The sequence below is a fragment of the Caloranaerobacter ferrireducens genome, assembly GCF_001730685.1.
Taxonomy (GTDB): Bacteria; Bacillota; Clostridia; order Tissierellales; family Thermohalobacteraceae; genus Caloranaerobacter; species Caloranaerobacter ferrireducens.
The window spans coordinates 209571-230968 of record NZ_MDJR01000001.1 but is presented as its reverse complement, the minus strand read 5'-3'; the positions used below and the strand labels follow the sequence as shown (position 1 = coordinate 230968).

Sequence of the window (21398 nt, the reverse complement as noted above, 5' to 3'; positions counted from 1 at the left end):
CTCACGCCTCATTTTATTAAGCAGCCATTTCACTTTCTTGTTTTACATCTTTATTAATTTTGTTATATTTTTTAACATAAGTTTTTAGCAATATTATTGTAGCTATTGTATATAAAATTCCTGCAACATAGTAAGGAATTCTATATCCATCTAATAGGTATTTACCAACATTAAAAGCTGGTATAGCCATTATATAACCTGCAATAAATGAAGATAATGCACGAGTTCCTGAACTAAATAATGATATTATTCCTGCAAGCGGAGCTCTTTTTTCTTTTTCAACAAATTCTAAAGGTAAACTATACATAACCGGCATAGCTAAATTCATAAGACCTGATCTCATGAAGAAAGCAGCTGTTAATACTGGTATCATTGCAGAACCGAATTGATCTGAATTAACAATAATTAACATAAAAGGTACTGATGCTAATGATGCTGCTCCTAATGTTACAACAGAGCCTAACCTCTTAACCAATAATGGACAAATAAACATTCCAATAACCATTGCAAAATATTGAACTGAAAGTATATTACCAACAACAGTAGGATCTAAGTTTAATCCATTTTTAAAGAAATTAGCAAAGAATGGACAGAATAATCCTGCTCCAAGACCTATTAATCCCATATATACTAAATATAACATTACTTCTTTATTAGCAACTACTTTTAAATCTTGAAGTAAAGTTGATTCTTTCTTTTCTACATTTAATCTCTCATCTTTATCAACTTCATCCATTGCCATAATAGGGAAAATTCCTAGTAACCCAACTCCTGCAGCAATAAAAGTATAATATTTATATGCAACTAATTCACTTACTCCCATCTTCGCTTGGAAGATTGAAATAAAGTTTCCTGAAGTTTTAGTTATTATTACAACTGCTAACCAATATAACCCGAACATAACTGCCATTACTGATGATCTCTCTTTTTCATTTGTATTAGCATTTATGCATGGTGCAGGAAGTACCTCGTAAACACCTTGAGATAATCCAAATATAAAATTGATAACATAAAGTAGTAAAACGTTTGGAATAAATCCATTTAAAACAAGACATGCAGCTCCTACAACTGTACCCGCCATTAATACAGGTTTATATCCAAATTTGTTAGCTCCTCTACCTACTGGAACAGCTGATACTGCCATACCCAATGTATGCATCGCAAATGCAGTTCCTAATACTTTAGGATTAAAAGTTTTTTCAATTACTATACCTAGTCCAGTCCAAGTCGCTCCCATTAGGATAGCGAATAACACATTTGTCAGTATGAACAATTTAGCATTTTTTGATGAGTTCTTAACATCCTTAATGTAGCTAACTACTGCATTCATAAGTGCATCCTCCTATCTCGTTTATTTTTTCACTTCGTTAATTATGCCACAATATTTTCTGTTTTTCAATATATAAAGTAAATTTTTAATATTTTATAAGTTTTCTTTTAAAAAATTATAAAAAACATTTAATTTGTTAGAAAATTTTAAAATGACTTTTATTTCTTATTTTTTAGACAAAAATTTATCAATTTTTATTTTTAGTCTCTTAGTAGACAAAAACGGTTCATTTGACGCCATTATATATGACATAACTGCAATTCCATCAGCTCCTGCAGATAAAACTTTATCTATATTTTCAGGATTTATACCACCTAGTGCTATTACAGGAATTTTCACCTTCATCTTTATTTCTTCAATCATTTTTATGCCTTTTGGTTCTAATCCTTTTTTACAATCTGTCTCAAATATATGACTAGCCAAAATATAGCTTGCGCCGTGTTTTTCAGAAAGTATAGCTTCTTCTAAACTGTGTACAGATACACCTAAAAGTCCTTTAAACTCAATTTTTTCTTTTATAAATCTATCGAAACTTGTATGAAAACCAGCTGCTTGTATATTTTTTGCAATATCTAGATTACCATTAACTATTAATGGTATATTATAGCTACTAAGGATGTTTTTCAATTTAACTGCAATAGGCAGAAGTTCATCATAAGATAAATCCTTCTCCCTTAATATAACAGCATCTACTCCACCTTTTACTGCATTTTCTATTACTTCATAAAAGCTGTCTTTTTTAATGATTTTCCTATTAGTAATGAGGTAAAGCATCTTAGTCGTCCTCTCTTAAAATATTTATATTTTTACCCTGCATTACTTTGTTTATATTTCTCATAGAACACATTTTCCCGCACATTGTACAGCTATCTTCATGTTCAGGCATAGATTCTCTTCTATACCTTCTTGCCTTTTCAGGATCAATAGCTAGTTCAAACATTCTTTCCCAATCTAAACTTTGTCTTGCTTTACTCATTTCATAATCCCATTCTTTTGCACCCTTAATATTTTTTGCTATATCAGCAGCATGTGCAGCAATTTTAGAAGCAATAATACCTTCTTTCATATCATCTAATGTAGGAAGCCTTAAATGTTCAGCAGGTGTTACATAGCATAGAAAATCTGCACCATTTGCAGCTGCTATAGCTCCTCCTATAGCACTTGTAATATGGTCATATCCTGGTGCAATATCTGTTACTATAGGTCCTAATACATAAAAAGGTGCTCCATGGCAAAGTTTTTTCTCAAGAATCATATTGGCAGCTATCTCATTTAAAGGCATATGTCCAGGTCCTTCTATCATTACCTGCACATTTCTTTCCCATGCCCTTTTTGTAAGCTCTCCAAGCACTATAAGTTCCTTTATTTGACTTGCATCTGTTGCATCATTTATACTTCCTGGACGACAAGCATCACCAAGACTTATAGTTACATCGTATTTTTCACATATATCTAAAATTTCATCAAAGTATTCGTAAAATGGATTTTCCTTATTGTTTAATTCCATCCATGCATATAATAAAGAGCCACCTCTTGAAACTATATTAGTAAGTCTTTTATTTCTTTTAAAAACTTCAGCAGTTTCTCTATTTATACCTGCATGGATTGTCATAAAATCTACACCATCTTGAGCATGTTTTTCTACAACCTTTAAAAATTCTTCAGCTGTTATATCTTTAAGCTCTTTATCATAAAAGCCGACTGCATCATATACAGGTACAGTACCTATCATAGCTGAAGACATATCAATGAGCTTTTTCCTAAACTCTTCAGTTTTTCCATAAGAACTTAAATCCATAATTGCTTCAACATTCATTTCAAGAGCTGTTTTTACTTTTTCTAACTCCTTTTCAATATTACAGCAATCCTTTGAAATTCCTAAATTGACATTTATTTTAATCCTTAAGCCCTCTCCTATCCCCTCTGGATCAAGTGAGTTATGGTTTTTGTTAGCAGGTATTACAACCTTACCTTGTGCTATCTTTTCTCTTAAAACTTCAACATCTATTTTCTCTTTTTTTGCAACTAATTCCATTTCCTTAGTGATTATGCCTTTCTTAGCGGCGTCCATTTGAGTTGAATAATTCATATTCCATTCTCCTTTTCTATATAATTTTTAGTAATTTTCTTATACTCTCTACTTTTTTAACTATATTCGGCGAACTAACAATTTCAGATATCATAGCGAAACATTTTCCGCCGTATTTTTTAACTTCTATAATATTTGACTCTTTTATCCCTCCTATTGCCACATACGGAATTTGAATGTTTTCTGAAACCCATTTGAGATACTTTAGTCCTTCAGATTTTTCTACATTCTTTTTAGTTGTAGTGTTAAATATAGGCCCTACTCCTATATAATCTGCACCTTTTTTAACCGCTGTTTTAGCCTGCTTAATATTGTGTGTTGATAGCCCTATAATCATATTACCTGCTATTTTCCTGACTTCTTCTATAGGCATATCATCTTGTCCCAAATGAATTCCATCAGCTTTTACAGCAATAGCTATATCTACATCATCATTAACAATAAAAGTTACTCCACTATCTTTTGTTAGTTTTCGAATAGCCTTGCATTCATTATATTTCTCAAGTTTACTTTTTTCTTTTTCTCTATATTGAATAATTTTTATTCCAGCCTTTATCATTTCTTCTACTACCTGAATATTAGTTCTCCCTAAAGAAAATTCTTCAGCAGTAATTCCATATATATCAGTATCGAGAAAATCTTTTTTTAACCCAAATTTTTTCTCCAAATCATAAGACTCATATCTTAATCTCTCATATACTTTTGATTTATCGTAATGTCCTAATACTTTAAGAGATTCTTCAATACTTCTCAAACCTTCTTGTACTCTTTTAAAATTCGCTTCTACTAAACTTAATAAATCTTCTTTGTTATCGATAGTACTGGATTGTGATATGTTAAGTCCCAAATCGTTATAAGAATCTCTAAAAGTTATCAATTTAGAATCTAAAAAACTCTTTCTAACAATATGACGCATCTCCTTAAGGTTTTTAGACATATTGTAGTCTTCTAAAATAAATCGAGATATATCTTCTAAAACTCTCAATCCTTCAGAAACTCTATTAATATTTGCATCAAGCATTCTGTAAATATTCATAAAAAAACACCTCAACATTAATAATCTATCTGCATCCAATCCTTAAATACCGGTTGATATCCCCTTGACAATATAGCTTTTTTCATTTCGATAACACTTCGTTTGTCGGATATTTCAAATTGACTATCACTTTTTGTCTTAGATGAATGCCCACCAACTTCTGTAGATACTCCTGCTGACGTTTTAGTAACTCCTAATGGAATTAGATTGTCCCTTAATTTCTGATTTTCTCTTGTAGAAATTGTAATGCCTATGCGGGGTAGAAAAAGTCTTAAAGCCAGCATTATTTGAACTAAATTCTTATCACTTACCGGATATATATCTTCATATACTCCTATATGAGGTCTTATTCTTGGTAGAGAAACGCTTATTTCCACGTCAGAATATTTATCCTGCAGATATTTCGCATGAAGCCCTGTCAAAAAAGCTTCTTTTCTCCAGTCATTTAACCCTAGAAGAGCACCTATGCTTATATTTCTCATTCGAGCTTTACATGCCCTTTCAGGGGCATTTAATCTAAATCTATAATTTTTCTTAGGTCCAGCTATATGGACTTTATCATATATATCTTCATCATATACTTCTTGATAAATAGTAAGTCCATCTACTCCTGCCTTGATAACCTCTCTGTATTCATCTTCTTTAAGAGGATATATTTCTATAGAAATAGAATCAAAATATTTCTTTAAAATTTTTACTGCATCAACTATATAAGAAACAGGAGTTTCTTTCCTCGATTCACCTGTTAATATTAGAACATGCCTAAGTCCTGTAGATGAAATTGCTTTAGCTTCTTCTTCTATTTCTTCAAAAGTCAATTTTTTTCTTTTAATTTTGTTCTCTATATTAAATCCGCAATATGAACATCTATTAACACAAAAATTAGAAAGATATAACGGTGTATAAAGAAGTATTGTTTTGCCAAAATTTTGAACTGTTAACTGGTGTGCTTTTTGTGCCATCTCTTCTAGATATTTTTCAGCTTCATTTGACAAAAGAGTCAAAAAGTCGTATTCATCTATTTTATCTTTGTTTATTATCCTAAATATATCTGATGATGTTATGTTTTCTAAAAACTTGTTAAATTGAAAATTTTTATATTTTAAATATTCACTATAAAAACTCATTATTTCTCACCTTCATTTAAAAATCCTGTAAGTGGCGAAGAAGCTTCAGCAAACTTCTTTTCAGGCCCCAATTTAGAAATATAAGCTAATCGACCAGCTTCAACTGCTAACCCGAAAGCCTCTGCCATTTTAACAGGGTCTCCAGCAGTAGCAATAGCTGTATTAACTAATACTGCTGCTGCACCCATTTCCATAGCTTCAGCTGCATCAGAAGGTTTACCTATACCAGCATCTACAATTATCGGTAAATCTATTTCGTCTATCATAATCTGTATCAATTCTTTAGTTTTAAGCCCTCTATTTGTACCTATAGGTGCTCCTAACGGCATAACTGCCGCTGCTCCAGCTTCAACCAATCTCTTAGCAGCAATTAAATCTGGACTCATATATGGAAGTACTATAAATCCTTCTTTTGCTAATATTTCAGTAGCCTTTATAGTTTCATAATTATCAGGCAAAAGATATTTATTATCCGATATTACTTCTATTTTTATCCAATTCCCACATCCTAAAGCTTTTGCCAGTCTTGCGATTCTTACTGCTTCTTCTGCATTTCTTGCACCAGAAGTATTTGGAAGTAAGATGCAATCTTTAGGTATATACTCGAGGATATTTTCTTCTTTGGAACTTAAATCTACCCTTCTTAATGCCATAGTAATTACCTGTGTTTTAGAGCTTTTTATAACATCTGGAATTACTTTTTTACTTGGAAATTTACCTGTCCCTATAAATAATCTGCTTTTTAGCTCAATTCCACCAATAATTAACTTATCCATAATTTATACATCCCTTTCATTCATAATAATTCTTAAAACGGTATTTGCCTGATGATTAGCTGCTATGCCCACTCTTGGTGCCATTAAACCACATCCAATTCTTGCTTCTTTTATACCATCACCTACCAAATAAAAATTATCTTTAATTTTTCTGGTTACTATTGTATTATTAGAAAAATAACCAGCTAATCCTGAAGCAGCAACTACAACTTTTTCTGGCATTTTATTTAGCACCGTATTTACTAATATTGCTTTAGAGTAAGGATTATCAAAAGCTTCTACTATAACATCAACTTCTTTAAAAATTTCAGTAATATTGTTTTCATCTAAATATTCATTTTTTATATCCACATTGACAAATGGATTGATTTGAGAAATAATGTCTTTCAGAGCCTCTGTCTTAAGCATGCCTATATGTTTTACAAAATACTGTTGCCTATTTAGATTACTTGGTTCAACAACATCAAAATCTACTAAAAGAAGTCTGCCTATACCTATTCTTGCTAACGAAATTGCCACATTAGAACCAAGCCCTCCAAGTCCTGCAATACCTATATAAGCCTTCTTTACTCTTTCATGGACTCCAGGAGTATGTCGTGCAATTAAAAGAGCTTCCAATTCATCTTTACTGGGAATTTCGCCACGTTTAATCAATGTTAATCTATCATTTTCCTTTAAAATCATATCTTCCTTTATAATAAATCCGTTTAGCACAACTATATCTGCATCATGTTTAACAATATCTCTAACTTCAAAAGCTGTAGTCCCTTCCTTAATATTAAAATTTCTTTCATTTACGAATATGTTCAAAATTAACCCCCTCCTACAAAACTCACTATTTCAACTTTATCTTCTTTATTTAATATTCTGTCTGTATACTTTTCTTTGGGAACTATTTCAAAATTTACCTCAACAACAACCTTATCTTTATCTAATCCAAGATTTTTAAGAAGATCATCTACTGTTATTTCTGTTTCAAAGTTCATTTCTTTTCCATTAACTATCACCTTAATCCCTCCTTTCTGCTAAATTGATAAACTTAAAAGAAAAAGGGAAGCTATCTAACGCTTCCCTCATAACCAAATAAGTCTGTATAAATAAAAATCACAAATTCCTAGAGAATTTGTGATAAATTACGAACACAAACTTCCCTACGATGGTATTACCCACATCAGGTTATGAGGGTCAGAGATAACATCTCTTTCTCAGCCTATCACTATAGGCTCCCCTAGTTGTGCAATTATTCTGTTTTGAATTCATTTAAAATTATAACATACATATTTCTCCTTTACAACCAACAAAACTGTTACTTTATAAATCTACATCATTATTAATATTCAATAAGTCAGTAAGTTTATTACCAAAAATTGATTCGATATAAAGATCATCTAATTTCCAAAATTTCTTAAATTCAATGTACTCTTTAATCGCTTTTTTATTATAATTAGATTTTTTTATTGCACGAATCATAATGTTTTTAGGAGTATGTTCCATGTCTATAAACTCTATCATTTGAGTTGAATATCCTAGTATTTCTAATACATTACTCCTTATACTATCTGTAATCAAAGATGCAAGCCTTTCTTTTATTATCCCATGTTTTAGCATAGGCACCATTATAGGATTTTTAATTTTTGAAAACAGTTCATGCTGGCAACATGGTACAGAAAGTATAATTTTTGCATTCCACATAACAGCTTTACTAAGTGCATCATCAGTAGCTGTATCACAAGCATGCAGTGTTACAACCATATCAACTTTTTCAAAATCATTAAATCCTTTTATATCTCCATGTATAAATTTAAGTTTATCATAATTTAAGTCTCTAGCTACCTTATTGCAAAAATCCATAACATCTTTCTTTAAATCCAGCCCTACTATATTAACATCCAAACCAAGAATATCTACTAAATAATAGTAGAGAGCAAAGGTTAAATAAGACTTGCCACACCCGAAATCAACTATATTAAAACTTTCTTTTATTTCTGTCTTTGATATAACATCTGAAACAATTTCTAAAAATCTATTTATTTGCCTGAATTTATCATATTTTTTTGAATATATTTTGCCCTTTTCATTCATTACTCCTAATCTGATTAAAAATGGACATGGTTTTCCTTCTTCTATTACATAGTTCTTTTTACGATTATGGCTTAAATCTACTAAACTTTTAGTCGGTTTCTTCTTAAGTATCTTAACTTTACCCTTTTTACTAATTAGAATCTGATAATCAGCTTCTGTTGTAAATAAAACAGCCTGCCTAAAATATGTATCTATTAATCTCACTATCTCCTTTGAAGATTCGTTCAAATTTATATTTTTATGCATAACCTTATTTTTATAATGATATGTAAACTGTATATTCATAGAATTTTTAATTAGTACTGGCTTTATCGTAACCTTTGAAAAATTCTCTTCGTTTTTAACTCTAACTTTACTCAAAACTCCATATATTAAACTATTTTTATCAATAATATCATGAAGTAATTTTAGAATTTCATCCATTTGCATATCTCTCCTTCAATGGCTAATATACTTCAGTATATCAAAAGGTTTATTTAATATGCAAGGCATGATAATGAATCATAAATATACAAAAGCATCTGCCTTACTTAACAGGCAGATGCTTTTGTTACTTCATTTTACATTCAAATGGCCAAGCTAATATTCCGCCATCCATGAATTTAACATTTTTAAATCCTTTTTCCTCTAAAATTCTCTGTGCTTCATATCCTCTTAAACTTATCTTACAAAATGCTATTATTTCTTTATCTTTAGGTAATTCATCGCATTTTTCTCTTAATGCACCTAATGGTATGTATCTTACGTTTTCATATGGTAAAGACATCATTTCAATTTCTTTAGGTGAACGAACATCCAATAAGATAAAATCTTCTCCATTATCTAGTTTTTTCTTAACATCCATTACAGAAATAGACTTTGCAATTCCATCTATTTTATTACGCATTATATTTGCAGCTACTATTAAATTTTCCATAGCTGGTGAAAATGGTGGAGCATATGCAAAATCCATATTTGCTAAATCAGATGCTGTAATTCCATAATATAGTCCTACACTTATCATATTTATACGCTTAGCCACATCACCATATCCTACTACCTGTGCTCCAATTATCTTTCCTGTTTGTCTTTCTCCAATTAGTTTAATAAATATTAGCTTACCTGTTGGATAAAAATGTGCTTTATCTGGTGCAGGAGCTAAAACTGTAACTATATCTTTATTTTCTTTTCTTGCCATCTCTTCTGTCATTCCTACAGAAGCAACATTAAAATCAAAAACTTTACATATACTTGTTCCTACTGTTCCAGGGAATTTTTCTTCTTTTCCATAAATATTATTAGCTATGATTCTGCCATGAATATTTGCTATATCTCCTAATGGTGTATATAACCTTCTATTATAAATTATATTTTCATTATCTACACAGTCCCCACCTGCATATATATCAGGGTCACTTGTTTGAAGATACTCATTTACTTTTATTGCTCTATTTTCACTAATTTCTAGCCCTGCTTCTTCTGCAAGCTTTATATTAGGTCTTACACCAACTGAAATTAATACCAATTGAGCGTCAATTTTTCCTTTATCAGTAACTACAGACTTAACATTGCCCTCATTGTCTCCTTCTAATTCTAATACTTTTGTACTAGTTAGCACATCTACTTTATTCTTTTCCATATCTTTTATTAATAACATAGACATTTCAGTATCTAACATTTTAGGAAGTACCTTGTCCATCATTTCTACTACTGTTACTTTAACACCTTGTTTAGTTAAAGCCTCTGCAACTTCTAAACCTATTAAACCTCCACCTACTATTACTGCATCCTTAACTTTGCCACTTTCTAATAAACTTTTAATTTTTTCCGCATCATAAGGATGATATAACTTAAATACATTATTCAAATCAATCCCTTTTATTGGTGGTACATTAGGTGTAGAACCAACTGCCAAAACAAGCTTGTCATAAGGTATCTCTTGTTTCTCATTTGTTTTCAAATTAGTTACTATAACCTTTTTCTCTTTTCTGTCTATTTTTTCCGCTAAAGTATTATTTAGTACATTGATATTCTTAACTTTTTTGAAAAATTGTGGATCTCTAGGTACTCCTACAGGAGTAGACCATAATTCTTCTAACTCTTTAACTTCTCCTGACAGATAGTATGGCATACCACAGCCACCATAAGAAATAACGTCGCTTTTTTCAATTAATGTAATTTCTGCTTCAGGATCTAATCTTCTTAACCTAGCAGCAGCTTTCGGTCCGCACGCTACCCCACCAATAATAACGTATTTTTTGGACATAAACCCCCTCCTCGTAAAAGTTCTTTTTATTTGTTTGTCAAACTTAAAACTAAAGTATAATTCTAAAAAATGTTATTGGCATTTGACAATTATATTTTACTCCTTTAGTTCCTCATATGTCAAATTTTATTAATAATTACATTATTGTTTCAATCTTTCAAATAATTAAATCTCTTTTTATCATCATCCAAATCAAGCGCTAAAGTTCCCCCTGGATTCATAATGTTATTAGGATCGAAATATCTTTTTAAAGCTTTAAAAACTTCTAACTGATTTCTACCTATTTGTCCCTCTAACCAAGGTGCAATCATTTTTCCTATACCATGATGATGACTCATAGATGCGCCATATTTTTGTATGCTGTCCAAAATACCATATTGATATTCTAAATATTCTTCAATGCTGTCCATTTTAGCTATAAATATAAAATACAAATTCGCTCCTTGAGGATATACATGCGACATATGAGTCATACATATAGTATTTGGTCTACTTTTACAAAACTTTCTTACTCCTTCATGTACTTTCTCCATGTTATCCCACGTTACTGAACATTCTAAGGTATCTGTCATTATACCAAAATCCTGCATTATATCTCTCATATATGGATCTTTAAATCTACCTTTTTCCCACTCTTTTGTAGGATAGCCTGTCAAATATAAAGCTCCATATTTTTTACATACTTTATGAAGTTTTCTTTTCAAATTCTTAGTAAATCCTTTTTCACCATCAGTAAAACCTAAAAATAGACATCTTTCCATCTTTTTATATCCCTTTAATGTCATAATCTTATCAAGTATAGTACCTTCTACACCATAAAGTTTTAACATTACGTCTGTTTCTTCAGGATCCGATAATCTAAATACTGATGGATAGCCAAACTGACCTTGCATTATCTCTCTAGCTGCATTACGAGCATCCTCCCAAGTTTTGAAAATATAACTAAATCTTCTCTGATTTTCAGGCATATATCTAAATATTTTTAGAGTAACATGTGTAAGTACACCAAAAGCACCTTCACTTCCCATCATTATCTGGTCTATGGATGGACCAGTAGCAGCAGCTGGAAATTCATCACTCTTAATTATCCCTATCGGTGTTACATATTCCTGTGAAATAACTATATCTTCAATTTTGCCAAAATATGTAGAATTCTGACCTGCTCCTCTAGTTACCACCCAACCGCCTACAACTGAATATTCAAATGACTGAGGAAAATGTCCACAGGTATATGCTCGTTTTGCTCCAAAAATACTTGGCGCATTATTTAATATCCGCTCAAGCTCTGGTCCTGACATACCAGCTTCAACAGTAATAGTTTGATTAATCTCATTAAATTCTATTACCTTATTAAAGTGAACACGCATATCTAATGAAACTCCACCCTTTACACATTCAACCCCCCGTGTAACGGAAGAACCTCCACCATATACATAAACAGGAATTTTTTCTTGATTACAATACTCTACAATCTTTTGAATGTCATTTTTATCTCTAGGATATAAAACTATATCTGGAATGTTTTCTACTATACCTTCACGAAGCCTCATTAAATCTATCATAGTTTTGCCGTAAGCTACTTGGAGACGGGAATAATCATCTGTCTTAACATTTTCTGGTCCCACTATATTCTTAAATGTATTAATTTGCTCCTGAGTCAGATTGATTGGTTTATTAAAAGAAACCTTCTCAAGTCCTAACTTCTTAGGCTGTTTAAAGTCATCATCCGTCATATTAAACTTTTCTTTCATCATTTTATAAAGCCTTTCATTTGGTATTTTATACTCATTTGGATCTCCCCATTTAAAAATCGAACGATAAGTCCCAGGTGGCGGTGGTTCTTTAACCCATTTTGGTTCAAAACCTTTATATTTTTTTGACATAATACTCCCCCCATTTACTTAATTTACGATAATTAACACTTATAAAAATCTAATCATAAATACCCTCTTTTAATAATTCAAATAAATCAGAAGTAGCAATTACATTTACCCCTGTATCAAAAACATTTTTTAAAATAATATCTCCACTATGAATAGGAGCTTTTATTTCAACTTTATTTATTAATTTCATTAGTGGGAAAATAAATTTTTTTGGTATTTCTCCATCAGTTCTAACTGGAAGTCTTGGAACTTCAGGAAAAACTGTTTTTACAGTTGAACATACACTTCTCTTCGCTTCTGTCATTTCTGAGATTGCAAAATCAATCCCTTTTGAGCAAAGATTCCCTTTTATACTCCAATTCTCGTTTAGTTTTTCTACTTTTAATAAACATCCATTAGGACAAACAATACAGATTAATTCTTTCAATATTGTCCCTCCTTCATAACTATGCAAAAATCTTTATCTTTACTCATTTTAAGTTCTGTTAAATCTAATTCTATCCTTTGCATCTCTGGAGGTCTTAAAACCCGATATTTCCTGGTAAATACAATCTTATTGTCATATTTTATTTGAACTACAACATTTTTTCTAATTTCCCTTGATCTAAAATACAAAACCACTTTTTTATTGTTTGATGTTATATCAATATACTGTGGTACTACATATAAAAAATCATTAACCGACATATTAACTTTCACTAGATTTTTTTCAATGTTATTTTTAGCATAAACAACAGCTCTTTCACCTGCATATCTTCCGCTCTCTGTTACATAATCAACTAAATCATTAACATGCAGCGCATTACCACATGAAAACACACCGTCTTCTAATGTCATAAAATTATGATCAACACATGGACCTTTTGTAAACTTATCAATTTCTATCCCTAAAGACTCAGCAATCTCATTTTCAGGAATAAGCCCGACAGATAATATCACTCCATCGCATTCAACTAACTTTTCAGTTCCTTTAATAGGTTTCATGTTTTCATCAACTTCATTAATAATAACACCTTCTACCCTATCATCCCCAATGATTCTAGTTATTGTACGAGACAAATACAATGGAATATCATAGTCATATAAACACTGTACAATGTTACGTGTTAAGCCCGATGGAGTTGTTTTAGCTTCATATACACCAATTACCTTAGCTCCTTCTAGAGTTAATCTTCTTGCCATAATTAAACCAATATCACCACTGCCTAAAATAACACATTTTTTACATGGCAAATACCCTAGGATATTAATAAAATATTGAGCAGTTCCTGCTGTATAAACTCCTGAAGGTCTTGAACCATGAATAAATATCTGTTTAGAAGTACGTTCTCTACATCCATTAGCAAGAATCATTGTCTTTGATTCTATTTCAAAAACGCCTTTATTAGAATTAACTAAAGTAATGATAAATTTATCTTTATCTTTTAAAACTTTAGTTGCAAAAGTAGATGTCATTATAGGTATATTCTTATCTCTAACCATTCTTATATAACGCTCTGCATACTCTGGCCCTGACAACTTCTCTTTAAACTCTATTAACCCAAATCCATCATGTATACATTGTTTCAATATCCCACCTGGTCTACTTTCTCTCTCTATAATTAACGTTTTTCCTCCTCTTTTAGCAGCTTCAAGTCCAGCAGCTAACCCCGCTGGTCCGGCTCCTAACACAACGACATCATATGTCTCCACTAGCTTCACCACCTTCGTTATCAAAATCAGGCTCCTTTGTTTCTTTTGATAAAATTTGAGATTTATTACCTTTCTTAGTTATCGATAACATATCTAATTCAGTTTCTTCTTCAATAATTTTTGAAACAAGAGGCAAACAGAAACCACCTTGACATCTACCCATACCAGGCCTTACTCGCCTTTTAATCGCATCTATTGATTTTGCAGGTATAGGAGATTTTATTGAATCTATTATTTCTCCTTTGCTTATTTCTTCACATCTGCAAATTATTATCCCATAATCAGGCCTTTCTTTTATTAATCTATCTCTTTCGTATTTGTTCATCTTATTCAATTGAGGTATACCTTTTCTTATTGGATTCCAATTTTCTTTCGGCTTAACTTCTTGTATATCATTTAATACATTTATAGTTATTTTTTCAATTTCCTCAGCAATAGCAGGTGCTGAAGCTAAACCAGGCGACTGTATTCCTGCTGCATGTATCAAATTCTCAACATACTCAGATTTTTCTACAATAAAATCTTCTTCATATGTAGCCGCTCTAATTCCTGCAAAATAATTAATTACATCTTTAGGTGAAAGCTGTGGTATAAGTGGAAAATGCTTTTTCATAATATTTTCAATATTTTCCCTCGTAGTTGTATAATCTTCTCTATAAGGCTGTTCGTACGCATCTGGACCGACTAAAATATTCCCATCTATTGTTTTAACGATTCCACCGCCTTTTGTATTGCTCCTTGTGCTTTTCCTTAAAGATGATTTTGCTATTACAATATCTATCAGTTTCCCTTTTTTCTTATCCAGTATAATAGTCTGACCCTTTCTAGGATGGATTGTAAAAAACTGATCACCTGCCATCTCAGCTATCTTGTCACTATAAACTCCAGCAGCATTTATTACTAAGTTTGGATATATAGTTCCTCTATTAGTCTGAACAGCCTTAATGCTTTCATGCTCTTTTTTCATAGATAAGGCTATTGTATTAAAACTAATTTCAGCACCATTTAATACAGCATTTTCCCCATAAGCTATAGTCATTTTATAAGGAGATAGAATTCCTGTAGTAGGTACAAAAATACCCCCTGAAATATCTTTGGTTATTGCAGGTACTCTTTTTCTTATTGCATCAGCAGATAAATACTGAATACCTTCTACTCTATTCTGTTTGGCCCTTAATTTAATATATGGAAGTAATAATTTCATATAATTTCCTTCAAAAAGCATTAGAGAACCAATTCTTCTAAAAGGTACATCTAGCTCTTTTGTAACCTTTGAATATAATTTATTACCCCTTACGTTAAAAATAGCTTTTTTTGTACCTGGCTTTGGAAGAATCCCTGGATGTATCATACCGTCATTTCTAGATGATGTATGCATAGCAAGGTCTTCCTCTTTCTCAATTATCAAAATAGATATATCCCATTTAGAAAGTTCTCTCGCTATAGCACAACCAATAATACCCCCACCAATAATTAGTACATCCACTTTCTTACCATGTAAATAATTGTCCTTTAATAAAGGTTTTTTAATATCTGGTATACTTAAGTTCTTTACCTCAATTTTATTTACTACCCCTTTATAGCCTTTATTTGCTGCTAATTTCCCTGCTTTTACTACATCATCCCAACTGTCAACTATCCCTTCTAAAACAATTGATGAATGCCACTCATAACAAGTGATTTCCTTATTTATCTTTTGTCTAATATTCTTCTGAATTTTTTTCAATAGTTTACTAATCTCCCCTCACCCCCTTTTATATGTCCGGACATCCGTATATATAAATATGTATTCAAGATAATTCTGGAAATTCCTTTAAACAAAATCTTCGATTTTAAAAAATTAAGGAAGATTTTTTTAATCCATAATGAAAAAAACCGCCTACTGGCGGTTTAGTCTCAATTAGTCTTAAAATGGATAAGAATATATATTTTCTGGAACTAAAAACTTTAAGTAATAAAAAGGCTCCTCAGTACCTTCTATATAAATCCATCTATCCATATCTAATATCAAAGTATCTTTATTAACCTTAAGCTCATTCCTTTCTTCTTCATTTGGTAATCTTAGTATAATAGTCTGTTCAACTTTTTTAATAGTTATCTTTAAATCTTTAATAATTATTTTTGCCAATGAGCCCGTTAAATCAAACTTGTCCTCAATATATTTAAATCTATTTGAAAAATATGAGTGTTCGACAGCTATAGGTCTGTTATCAACATATCTTAATCTCTTAATATAAAAGCACTGTTTTGATTTATTCCATCTTAATTTTAATAATAAATTATCATCAGGAGTTATCTGTTTCTTTTCTACCACAATATTATTGGCTTTAATACCTCTTGCCTTCAAAGAATAAGTTAAACTTATAAGAGGTTCAAAACCTAATGACGGCTGTTTACTTGCTACAAAAGTACCTATCCCTTTTTTTCTATATACATAACCTTCTTTTACTAAAAGAGAAATAGCTTCTCTTACCGTTGCTCTGCCTACATTATATTCTTTCATCAATTTCTTTTCAGTTGGGATTTGTGTTTCAACTTCCCAAATACCTTCTCTTATCTTCTTAAGCAATTCTTCCTTAAGTTGAATATAAAGTGGTATTGGTTTATATCTATCTAACATAGCACTCCCTCATTCGTTTTAATTTAGCATTTTTAATTATTTTAATTATACTAGAGGGATTTAGGTTTTGCAAATTTTAGCTATTTATCACCTTCTTAAATAATTTAATCGTCAATATAGCAAATTATATTAAAATTTACATATCAAAAAATTAATTATTTAAAATTTTAATAGCAAAAATTCGATTCCTTAACATTATTTATATAACATAATTGCAACTATTTTTACTTAAACTATTTTTAAACAAAAAATATAGGTGATAATTATGAAGAAAAAGTTTTTAATTCTATTTGTTTTATTAAGTTTTTTAATAACTTCAACTCCAGTTTTTGCTAAGCAGTTAACTTATACAGTAAAATCTGGAGACAGTATGTGGAAAATCGCTGTTAAGTTCGAAGTTGGACTTAGTGAACTTATTTCAGCAAATCCACAAATAAAAAATCCTAATTTAATATATCCAGGACAAAAACTTAATATTCCTGATATTAGTGACATTAAAGCACTTGAAAATGAAGTTATAAAATTAGTTAATATAGAAAGGTCAAAACGAGGTTTACAGCCTCTTAAAGCAAATTGGCAACTTTCAAGAGTAGCAAGATTCAAATCACAAGATATGATAAATAAAAACTATTTTGGACACTATTCTCCAACTTACGGTTCTCCTTTTAAAATGATGGAGGATTTTGGCTTAAGATTTACTGCAGCAGGTGAAAATATAGCCAAAGGACAAAGAACTCCAAAGCAAGTTATGAATAGTTGGATGAACTCAGAAGGTCATAGAAATAATATACTAAGCCCAATATACAACGAAATAGGTGTAGGTGTAGCAAAAGATAAATATGGAAGGTACTATTGGACTCAAATGTTTATGAAAGCAATTAGAAAATAAGCCAAAGGGTTTACCCTTGGCTTTTTTATAATCCATAGGAAATTATACACCTTATTGTATTGTAGATAATTTTAAATATAATTTCCGTATATGGATTTCGACAAAATCTTCCTTAAATTATTTAAATCGAAAATTTTGTTCATTAATAAATATTTTTATAGAGCACATATTTTTTATTTAATAATATTCTATAGTAGAATTACATTTTTCTCCTTTCTTAATATATTTTTAAAAAGCAGGTGGTAACTATGCAAAAAACAATATCCATTTCTCCAGTTATGGATACTTTTATAGATAGTCATTTAAAAGGTAAAAATTTTTCAAATCAAGCTTATTACTTTCTAGGATATTATAAATTAGTTACAAAATACCGCATATTGTTAAAATTTGATTTAAGTAATCTCCCTAAAAATTGTAATATAATTAATGCAAACTTAAAACTCTTTTGTATACGAAATGACTATATGGAACAAGAAAATATTTTTAGCGTACACCCTATAACAAAAAATTGGAATGATAAGAGAGTAAGCTATTCTAATCAACCTTCATATGATAAAAATAGGAAAGTACAATCTAAAATTGATTGTCATCTTTGGGAATCTATAAGTTGGGATATAACTGAATATGCTAGAGAATGGTTAAAAAACCCAAAGAAAAACTTCGGTATAATCATAAAAGCTGAAAATGAAAAAGATAGTGCATCTTTATTAGGTTTTTGCAGTCAGAAACATAGTAATAAAGATTGGCGACCTAAATTAGAAATTACATTTACTACAGAAGAAAAAAGAAAAGTATATATAAAACCTATGCCTAAAGTAGCTATCGTTACACCTCAATTTTTTGAATGGGACGGTAATAGATGTTTATTGGGTGGAGGAGAACGATATTTAATTGATTTAGCAAAACTTTTACAAAAACTTGGATACCAAGTAGATGTTTTTCAACCATCAAATCATAAAGAATGGGAAAGAACTTATGAAGGTATTAAAATAAAAGGAATTGGAAACCCAGGTTTTCATCAAGACTTCTTTATAAACCTTAATAAAAAATTCTATCAAGTAACTAAAAATTATGATTATCATATATATTTCAACATGGATGTAACATATCCACATGTTTTTCCTAACTCTATTTGTATAAGCCATGGTATTTGGTGGGATTCATGCGAACGTCAATGGTGGCGTTCTAAACTCTGGTATAGCAGGTTTTTTGAAGGTCTTAGTGCAGTAGACCTACTTGTATCTGTAGATACAAATACAATAAATTGGCTAAATGCAGTTAATCCAAATCTTAAATGTAAAAAGGTATATATACCTAATTATGTAGATTTAAATATTTTTAAACCAACCATTTCTAATTTAACTAATAAAAAATATATTAAAATACTATATCCTCGTAGACTGCATCCAGGTAGAGGATGGGCTGTATGTAAAAAAGTCGCTGTTGAGCTAGTTAATGAATATAATAATGTTATTTTCTCTTTCGTTGGAAGAGGCACTATAAAAAGTGAAGAACACATGAAAATTTTTGCTTCTAAGCATCCTCGTATAGAATATACTTGGTATGAAATGAATGAAATATACAATGCTTATAAAGATGCAGATATAGTTCTTATTCCATCTCTATATTCAGAAGGAACTTCACTTTCACTACTTGAAGCTATGGCTTGTGGAAAACCAATAATTGCTGGATTAGTAGGAGGACTTACAGATTTAATAATCCATGGTTACAACGGATATTTAATAGAAATTAATAAAGAAAACTTAAAAAATGCAATTATTACTCTTATAAATAACCCTAAACTAAGAGAAGATATGGGAAAAAATGCTCGTAAAATATCTGAACAATTTTCTAAAGAAATCTGGGAAGAACGTTGGAAAAAAGTAATACTTCAGCAATTCCCTATCAACTAATAAATGTAAATGAGTCAAGGGGCATACCTTGACTCATAGAACTTCTTTGATAACTCTTTTAGCATTTTTAAAAAATATCTTTTCTATTTCTTCTGATGAAAAACCATTCTTCTCTAATACATATAATAGCTTATTTATTTCCCCAATATTACAAATTTCTAACTCACAATTAATGCCATCATAATCAGACCCAATAGCTATAACATCAATTCCGCCAACTTTTCTAATATGCTTAATATGCGCAACTATATCTTCTATCCGACTTATAGAATCATTACCGAGGAAATATGAGCAAAAATTTATTCCCATTACTCCACCTTTTTCAGCAAGTATTTTTATCATTTCATCCGTCAAATTTCTTGGATGATTTCTTACAGATCTAGCATTTGAATGAGATGCTATAAATGGTTTTGTAGATATTGACGCTACATCAAAAAACCCCTGATCAGATAAATGAGAAACATCTATGATCATCTTAAGCCTATTCATTTCTCTTACAACATCTTTACCAAAAGGTGTAAGCCCTTTAGTCATATATTCTTTTTTATAATTTGGATAACCAATTTGATTAGGATAATTCCATGTAAGAGTTATTAATCTTACACCTAGTCTATAAAAATTTCTTAAATTATATAATTTCCCTTTTAATATTCCACCTTCCTCTATTGTAAGAAAAGCTGATATTTTACCATTTCTTTCGTTTTGAATCATTTCTTCATAATTTCTAGCTATCGCAATCTTTTCATTATTTTTTTCAAGTTCTTGATAAAATCTATCTAACATTTCTAAGCAATACTCAAAATAAGTGTCTTTTTCTTCAATGTCTATATAAAGAGCAAAAAATTGAGCTAAAGAATCTGCCTTAATTAACTTCTTAAGATCAACATGAAAATCATTTTCTCTCAGTCCAGTTCCCTTTTTAGTTATAATAATTTTACTCATTGTATCGCAATGTAAGTCAATTAATTTCATTTAAAATTCCCCCTATTAACCAAATTATTATTTATAGTATATACTAGAAAATTACTCTGTTATATAAATATATTTTATTCTGCAAATATTTTTCAAAAAAACTATATCAAAAATATTATATATTGCATAATCATAATATTAAGATATATAGATTAATAAAAAATATCCGAGGTGAGAGAATTGGGTAAACAGTGAGGTTTAACAAATTTATTTGGAGGTTTCGGAGAAAACTCCAGCAGTTTATTTTTATTATTCATATTAGTAATTGTTTTTTTCACATTTAATTAAACATTCCTAAATTTAAACAAAATATACAAAAAGAGTCATGAATTTTCATGACTCTTTAAGACTCTCCTTTGCCACTATTTCTTTCAACATTAAATCATATTTAATATCATTCCAGTAAAATAAGGTACCAACCAAATAAGCCATACTAATAAACTAAATTTGTGAAAATTTTTCATTGATTTTTGATTTTTCTTTAATAAAACTACTGTAGCCCAAACTGCATGAAATAGCATAAGCAAAATAGCAATAATACCAGTAATACCATGTATATTAAACTCAAATCCTCCACTTATTTTTCCCATAAGTGTTGTTCCTAAAGTATCAAAAATAAACCCTATCCAAAAAAATACTAAATGCCATACTTTAAGTATACCAGCTATTTTTTCACTCCATACTCCAATAGTATAACAAATCAATGCACATGTTATAAAAACAATGGCAAAACTCAACATTGAA

At 30.3% G+C, this 21398-nt stretch carries 19 protein-coding genes and 1 riboswitch; of the genes, 2 read left to right on the top strand and 17 right to left on the bottom strand.

Translation table 11 applies throughout. The features are described 5' to 3' along the window. Positions 1-16: 16 nt before the first annotated feature. The 15 genes from BFN48_RS01135 to BFN48_RS01065 form a co-directional block, all read right to left on the bottom strand. Complete coding sequence (locus BFN48_RS01135; RefSeq protein ID WP_069649044.1) at positions 17-1330, bottom strand: MFS transporter; 1314 nt, start codon at positions 1328-1330, stop codon at positions 17-19. Positions 1331-1495: 165 nt separating this feature from the next. Further along, a complete protein-coding gene (locus tag BFN48_RS01130) occupies positions 1496-2104 on the bottom strand; it encodes a thiamine phosphate synthase (protein ID WP_069649043.1) in 609 nt (202 codons plus the stop codon). 1 nt (position 2105) lies between these two features. Then, positions 2106-3419 carry a phosphomethylpyrimidine synthase ThiC gene (gene thiC, locus BFN48_RS01125; RefSeq protein WP_069649042.1) on the bottom strand — a complete coding sequence of 438 codons (1314 nt, stop codon included), beginning with the start codon at positions 3417-3419 and terminating at the stop codon, positions 2106-2108. A 16-nt stretch (positions 3420-3435) separates the two neighbouring features. Further along, positions 3436-4455: a thiamine phosphate synthase gene (gene thiE, locus BFN48_RS12740; RefSeq protein WP_083238722.1), complete on the bottom strand. Its 1020-nt coding sequence runs from the start codon at positions 4453-4455 to the stop codon at positions 3436-3438. A 17-nt stretch (positions 4456-4472) separates the two neighbouring features. Further along, the gene (gene thiH, locus BFN48_RS01115) at positions 4473-5582 is read right to left on the bottom strand and encodes a 2-iminoacetate synthase ThiH (protein WP_069649041.1); all 1110 of its coding nucleotides are present in this window, start codon (positions 5580-5582) and stop codon (positions 4473-4475) included. Next, positions 5582-6358, bottom strand: a complete 777-nt coding sequence (locus BFN48_RS01110) for a thiazole synthase (RefSeq protein ID WP_069649040.1) — start codon at positions 6356-6358, stop codon at positions 5582-5584. Before BFN48_RS01110 ends, thiH begins: the two co-directional genes overlap by 1 nt. A gap of 3 nt (positions 6359-6361) precedes the next feature. Then, positions 6362-7168 (bottom strand): sulfur carrier protein ThiS adenylyltransferase ThiF, encoded by an 807-nt coding sequence (gene thiF / locus BFN48_RS01105; RefSeq protein ID WP_069649039.1) that lies wholly within the window; start codon positions 7166-7168, stop codon positions 6362-6364. A gap of 2 nt (positions 7169-7170) precedes the next feature. After that, positions 7171-7365 (bottom strand): sulfur carrier protein ThiS, encoded by a 195-nt coding sequence (gene thiS / locus BFN48_RS01100; protein ID WP_069649038.1) that lies wholly within the window; start codon positions 7363-7365, stop codon positions 7171-7173. A gap of 124 nt (positions 7366-7489) precedes the next feature. Then, a riboswitch (TPP riboswitch) is annotated at positions 7490-7598 on the bottom strand. Between the two features lie 71 nt (positions 7599-7669). Continuing rightward, positions 7670-8863 (bottom strand): class I SAM-dependent methyltransferase, encoded by a 1194-nt coding sequence (locus tag BFN48_RS01095; RefSeq protein WP_069649037.1) that lies wholly within the window; start codon positions 8861-8863, stop codon positions 7670-7672. A gap of 127 nt (positions 8864-8990) precedes the next feature. Then, positions 8991-10685 (bottom strand): FAD-dependent oxidoreductase, encoded by a 1695-nt coding sequence (locus BFN48_RS01090; protein ID WP_069649036.1) that lies wholly within the window; start codon positions 10683-10685, stop codon positions 8991-8993. Between the two features lie 149 nt (positions 10686-10834). After that, positions 10835-12568 carry an FAD-binding oxidoreductase gene (locus tag BFN48_RS01085; RefSeq protein WP_069649035.1) on the bottom strand — a complete coding sequence of 578 codons (1734 nt, stop codon included), beginning with the start codon at positions 12566-12568 and terminating at the stop codon, positions 10835-10837. Between the two features lie 49 nt (positions 12569-12617). Further along, positions 12618-12995 (bottom strand): DUF1667 domain-containing protein, encoded by a 378-nt coding sequence (locus BFN48_RS01080; protein WP_083238721.1) that lies wholly within the window; start codon positions 12993-12995, stop codon positions 12618-12620. Continuing rightward, positions 12992-14260 carry an NAD(P)/FAD-dependent oxidoreductase gene (locus BFN48_RS01075; RefSeq protein ID WP_069649034.1) on the bottom strand — a complete coding sequence of 423 codons (1269 nt, stop codon included), beginning with the start codon at positions 14258-14260 and terminating at the stop codon, positions 12992-12994. Before BFN48_RS01075 ends, BFN48_RS01080 begins: the two co-directional genes overlap by 4 nt. Further along, on the bottom strand, positions 14247-15986 hold the full coding sequence (locus BFN48_RS01070) for an FAD-dependent oxidoreductase (RefSeq protein ID WP_083238720.1): 1740 nt from the start codon (positions 15984-15986) through the stop codon (positions 14247-14249). Before BFN48_RS01070 ends, BFN48_RS01075 begins: the two co-directional genes overlap by 14 nt. A gap of 180 nt (positions 15987-16166) precedes the next feature. After that, positions 16167-16880, bottom strand: coding sequence for a GntR family transcriptional regulator (locus BFN48_RS01065; protein WP_069649032.1), 714 nt, complete (start codon positions 16878-16880; stop codon positions 16167-16169). Between the two features lie 265 nt (positions 16881-17145). On the opposite strand from BFN48_RS01065, the gene safA reads away from it, so the two are divergent. Next, positions 17146-17769, top strand: coding sequence for a SafA/ExsA family spore coat assembly protein (safA, locus tag BFN48_RS01060; protein ID WP_069649031.1), 624 nt, complete (start codon positions 17146-17148; stop codon positions 17767-17769). A gap of 248 nt (positions 17770-18017) precedes the next feature. Beyond that, on the top strand, positions 18018-19682 hold the full coding sequence (locus BFN48_RS01055; protein WP_083238719.1) for a DNRLRE domain-containing protein: 1665 nt from the start codon (positions 18018-18020) through the stop codon (positions 19680-19682). Between the two features lie 33 nt (positions 19683-19715). Here BFN48_RS01055 and BFN48_RS01050 read toward each other — a convergent pair whose 3' ends face one another. Then, positions 19716-20654, bottom strand: coding sequence for a dipeptidase (locus BFN48_RS01050; protein ID WP_069649030.1), 939 nt, complete (start codon positions 20652-20654; stop codon positions 19716-19718). A gap of 377 nt (positions 20655-21031) precedes the next feature. Further along, positions 21032-21394, bottom strand: coding sequence for an HsmA family protein (locus BFN48_RS01045; protein WP_069649029.1), 363 nt, complete (start codon positions 21392-21394; stop codon positions 21032-21034). Positions 21395-21398 lie beyond the last annotated feature (4 nt).

Bases quoted from the DNA above. Each gene is read 5' to 3' on its own strand.
- BFN48_RS01135 (WP_069649044.1), bottom strand. From the start codon at position 1,330: ATGAATGCAGTAGTTAGCTACATTAAGGATGTTAAGAACTCATCAAAA.
- BFN48_RS01130 (WP_069649043.1), bottom strand. From the start codon at position 2,104: ATGCTTTACCTCATTACTAATAGGAAAATCATTAAAAAAGACAGCTTT.
- thiC (WP_069649042.1), bottom strand. From the start codon at position 3,419: ATGAATTATTCAACTCAAATGGACGCCGCTAAGAAAGGCATAATCACT.
- thiE (WP_083238722.1), bottom strand. From the start codon at position 4,455: ATGAATATTTACAGAATGCTTGATGCAAATATTAATAGAGTTTCTGAA.
- thiH (WP_069649041.1), bottom strand. From the start codon at position 5,582: ATGAGTTTTTATAGTGAATATTTAAAATATAAAAATTTTCAATTTAAC.
- BFN48_RS01110 (WP_069649040.1), bottom strand. From the start codon at position 6,358: ATGGATAAGTTAATTATTGGTGGAATTGAGCTAAAAAGCAGATTATTT.
- BFN48_RS01095 (WP_069649037.1), bottom strand. From the start codon at position 8,863: ATGGATGAAATTCTAAAATTACTTCATGATATTATTGATAAAAATAGT.
- BFN48_RS01090 (WP_069649036.1), bottom strand. From the start codon at position 10,685: ATGTCCAAAAAATACGTTATTATTGGTGGGGTAGCGTGCGGACCGAAA.
- BFN48_RS01085 (WP_069649035.1), bottom strand. From the start codon at position 12,568: ATGTCAAAAAAATATAAAGGTTTTGAACCAAAATGGGTTAAAGAACCA.
- BFN48_RS01065 (WP_069649032.1), bottom strand. From the start codon at position 16,880: ATGTTAGATAGATATAAACCAATACCACTTTATATTCAACTTAAGGAA.
- safA (WP_069649031.1), top strand. From the start codon at position 17,146: ATGAAGAAAAAGTTTTTAATTCTATTTGTTTTATTAAGTTTTTTAATA.
- BFN48_RS01055 (WP_083238719.1), top strand. From the start codon at position 18,018: ATGCAAAAAACAATATCCATTTCTCCAGTTATGGATACTTTTATAGAT.
- BFN48_RS01050 (WP_069649030.1), bottom strand. From the start codon at position 20,654: ATGAAATTAATTGACTTACATTGCGATACAATGAGTAAAATTATTATA.
- BFN48_RS01045 (WP_069649029.1), bottom strand. From the start codon at position 21,394: ATGTTGAGTTTTGCCATTGTTTTTATAACATGTGCATTGATTTGTTAT.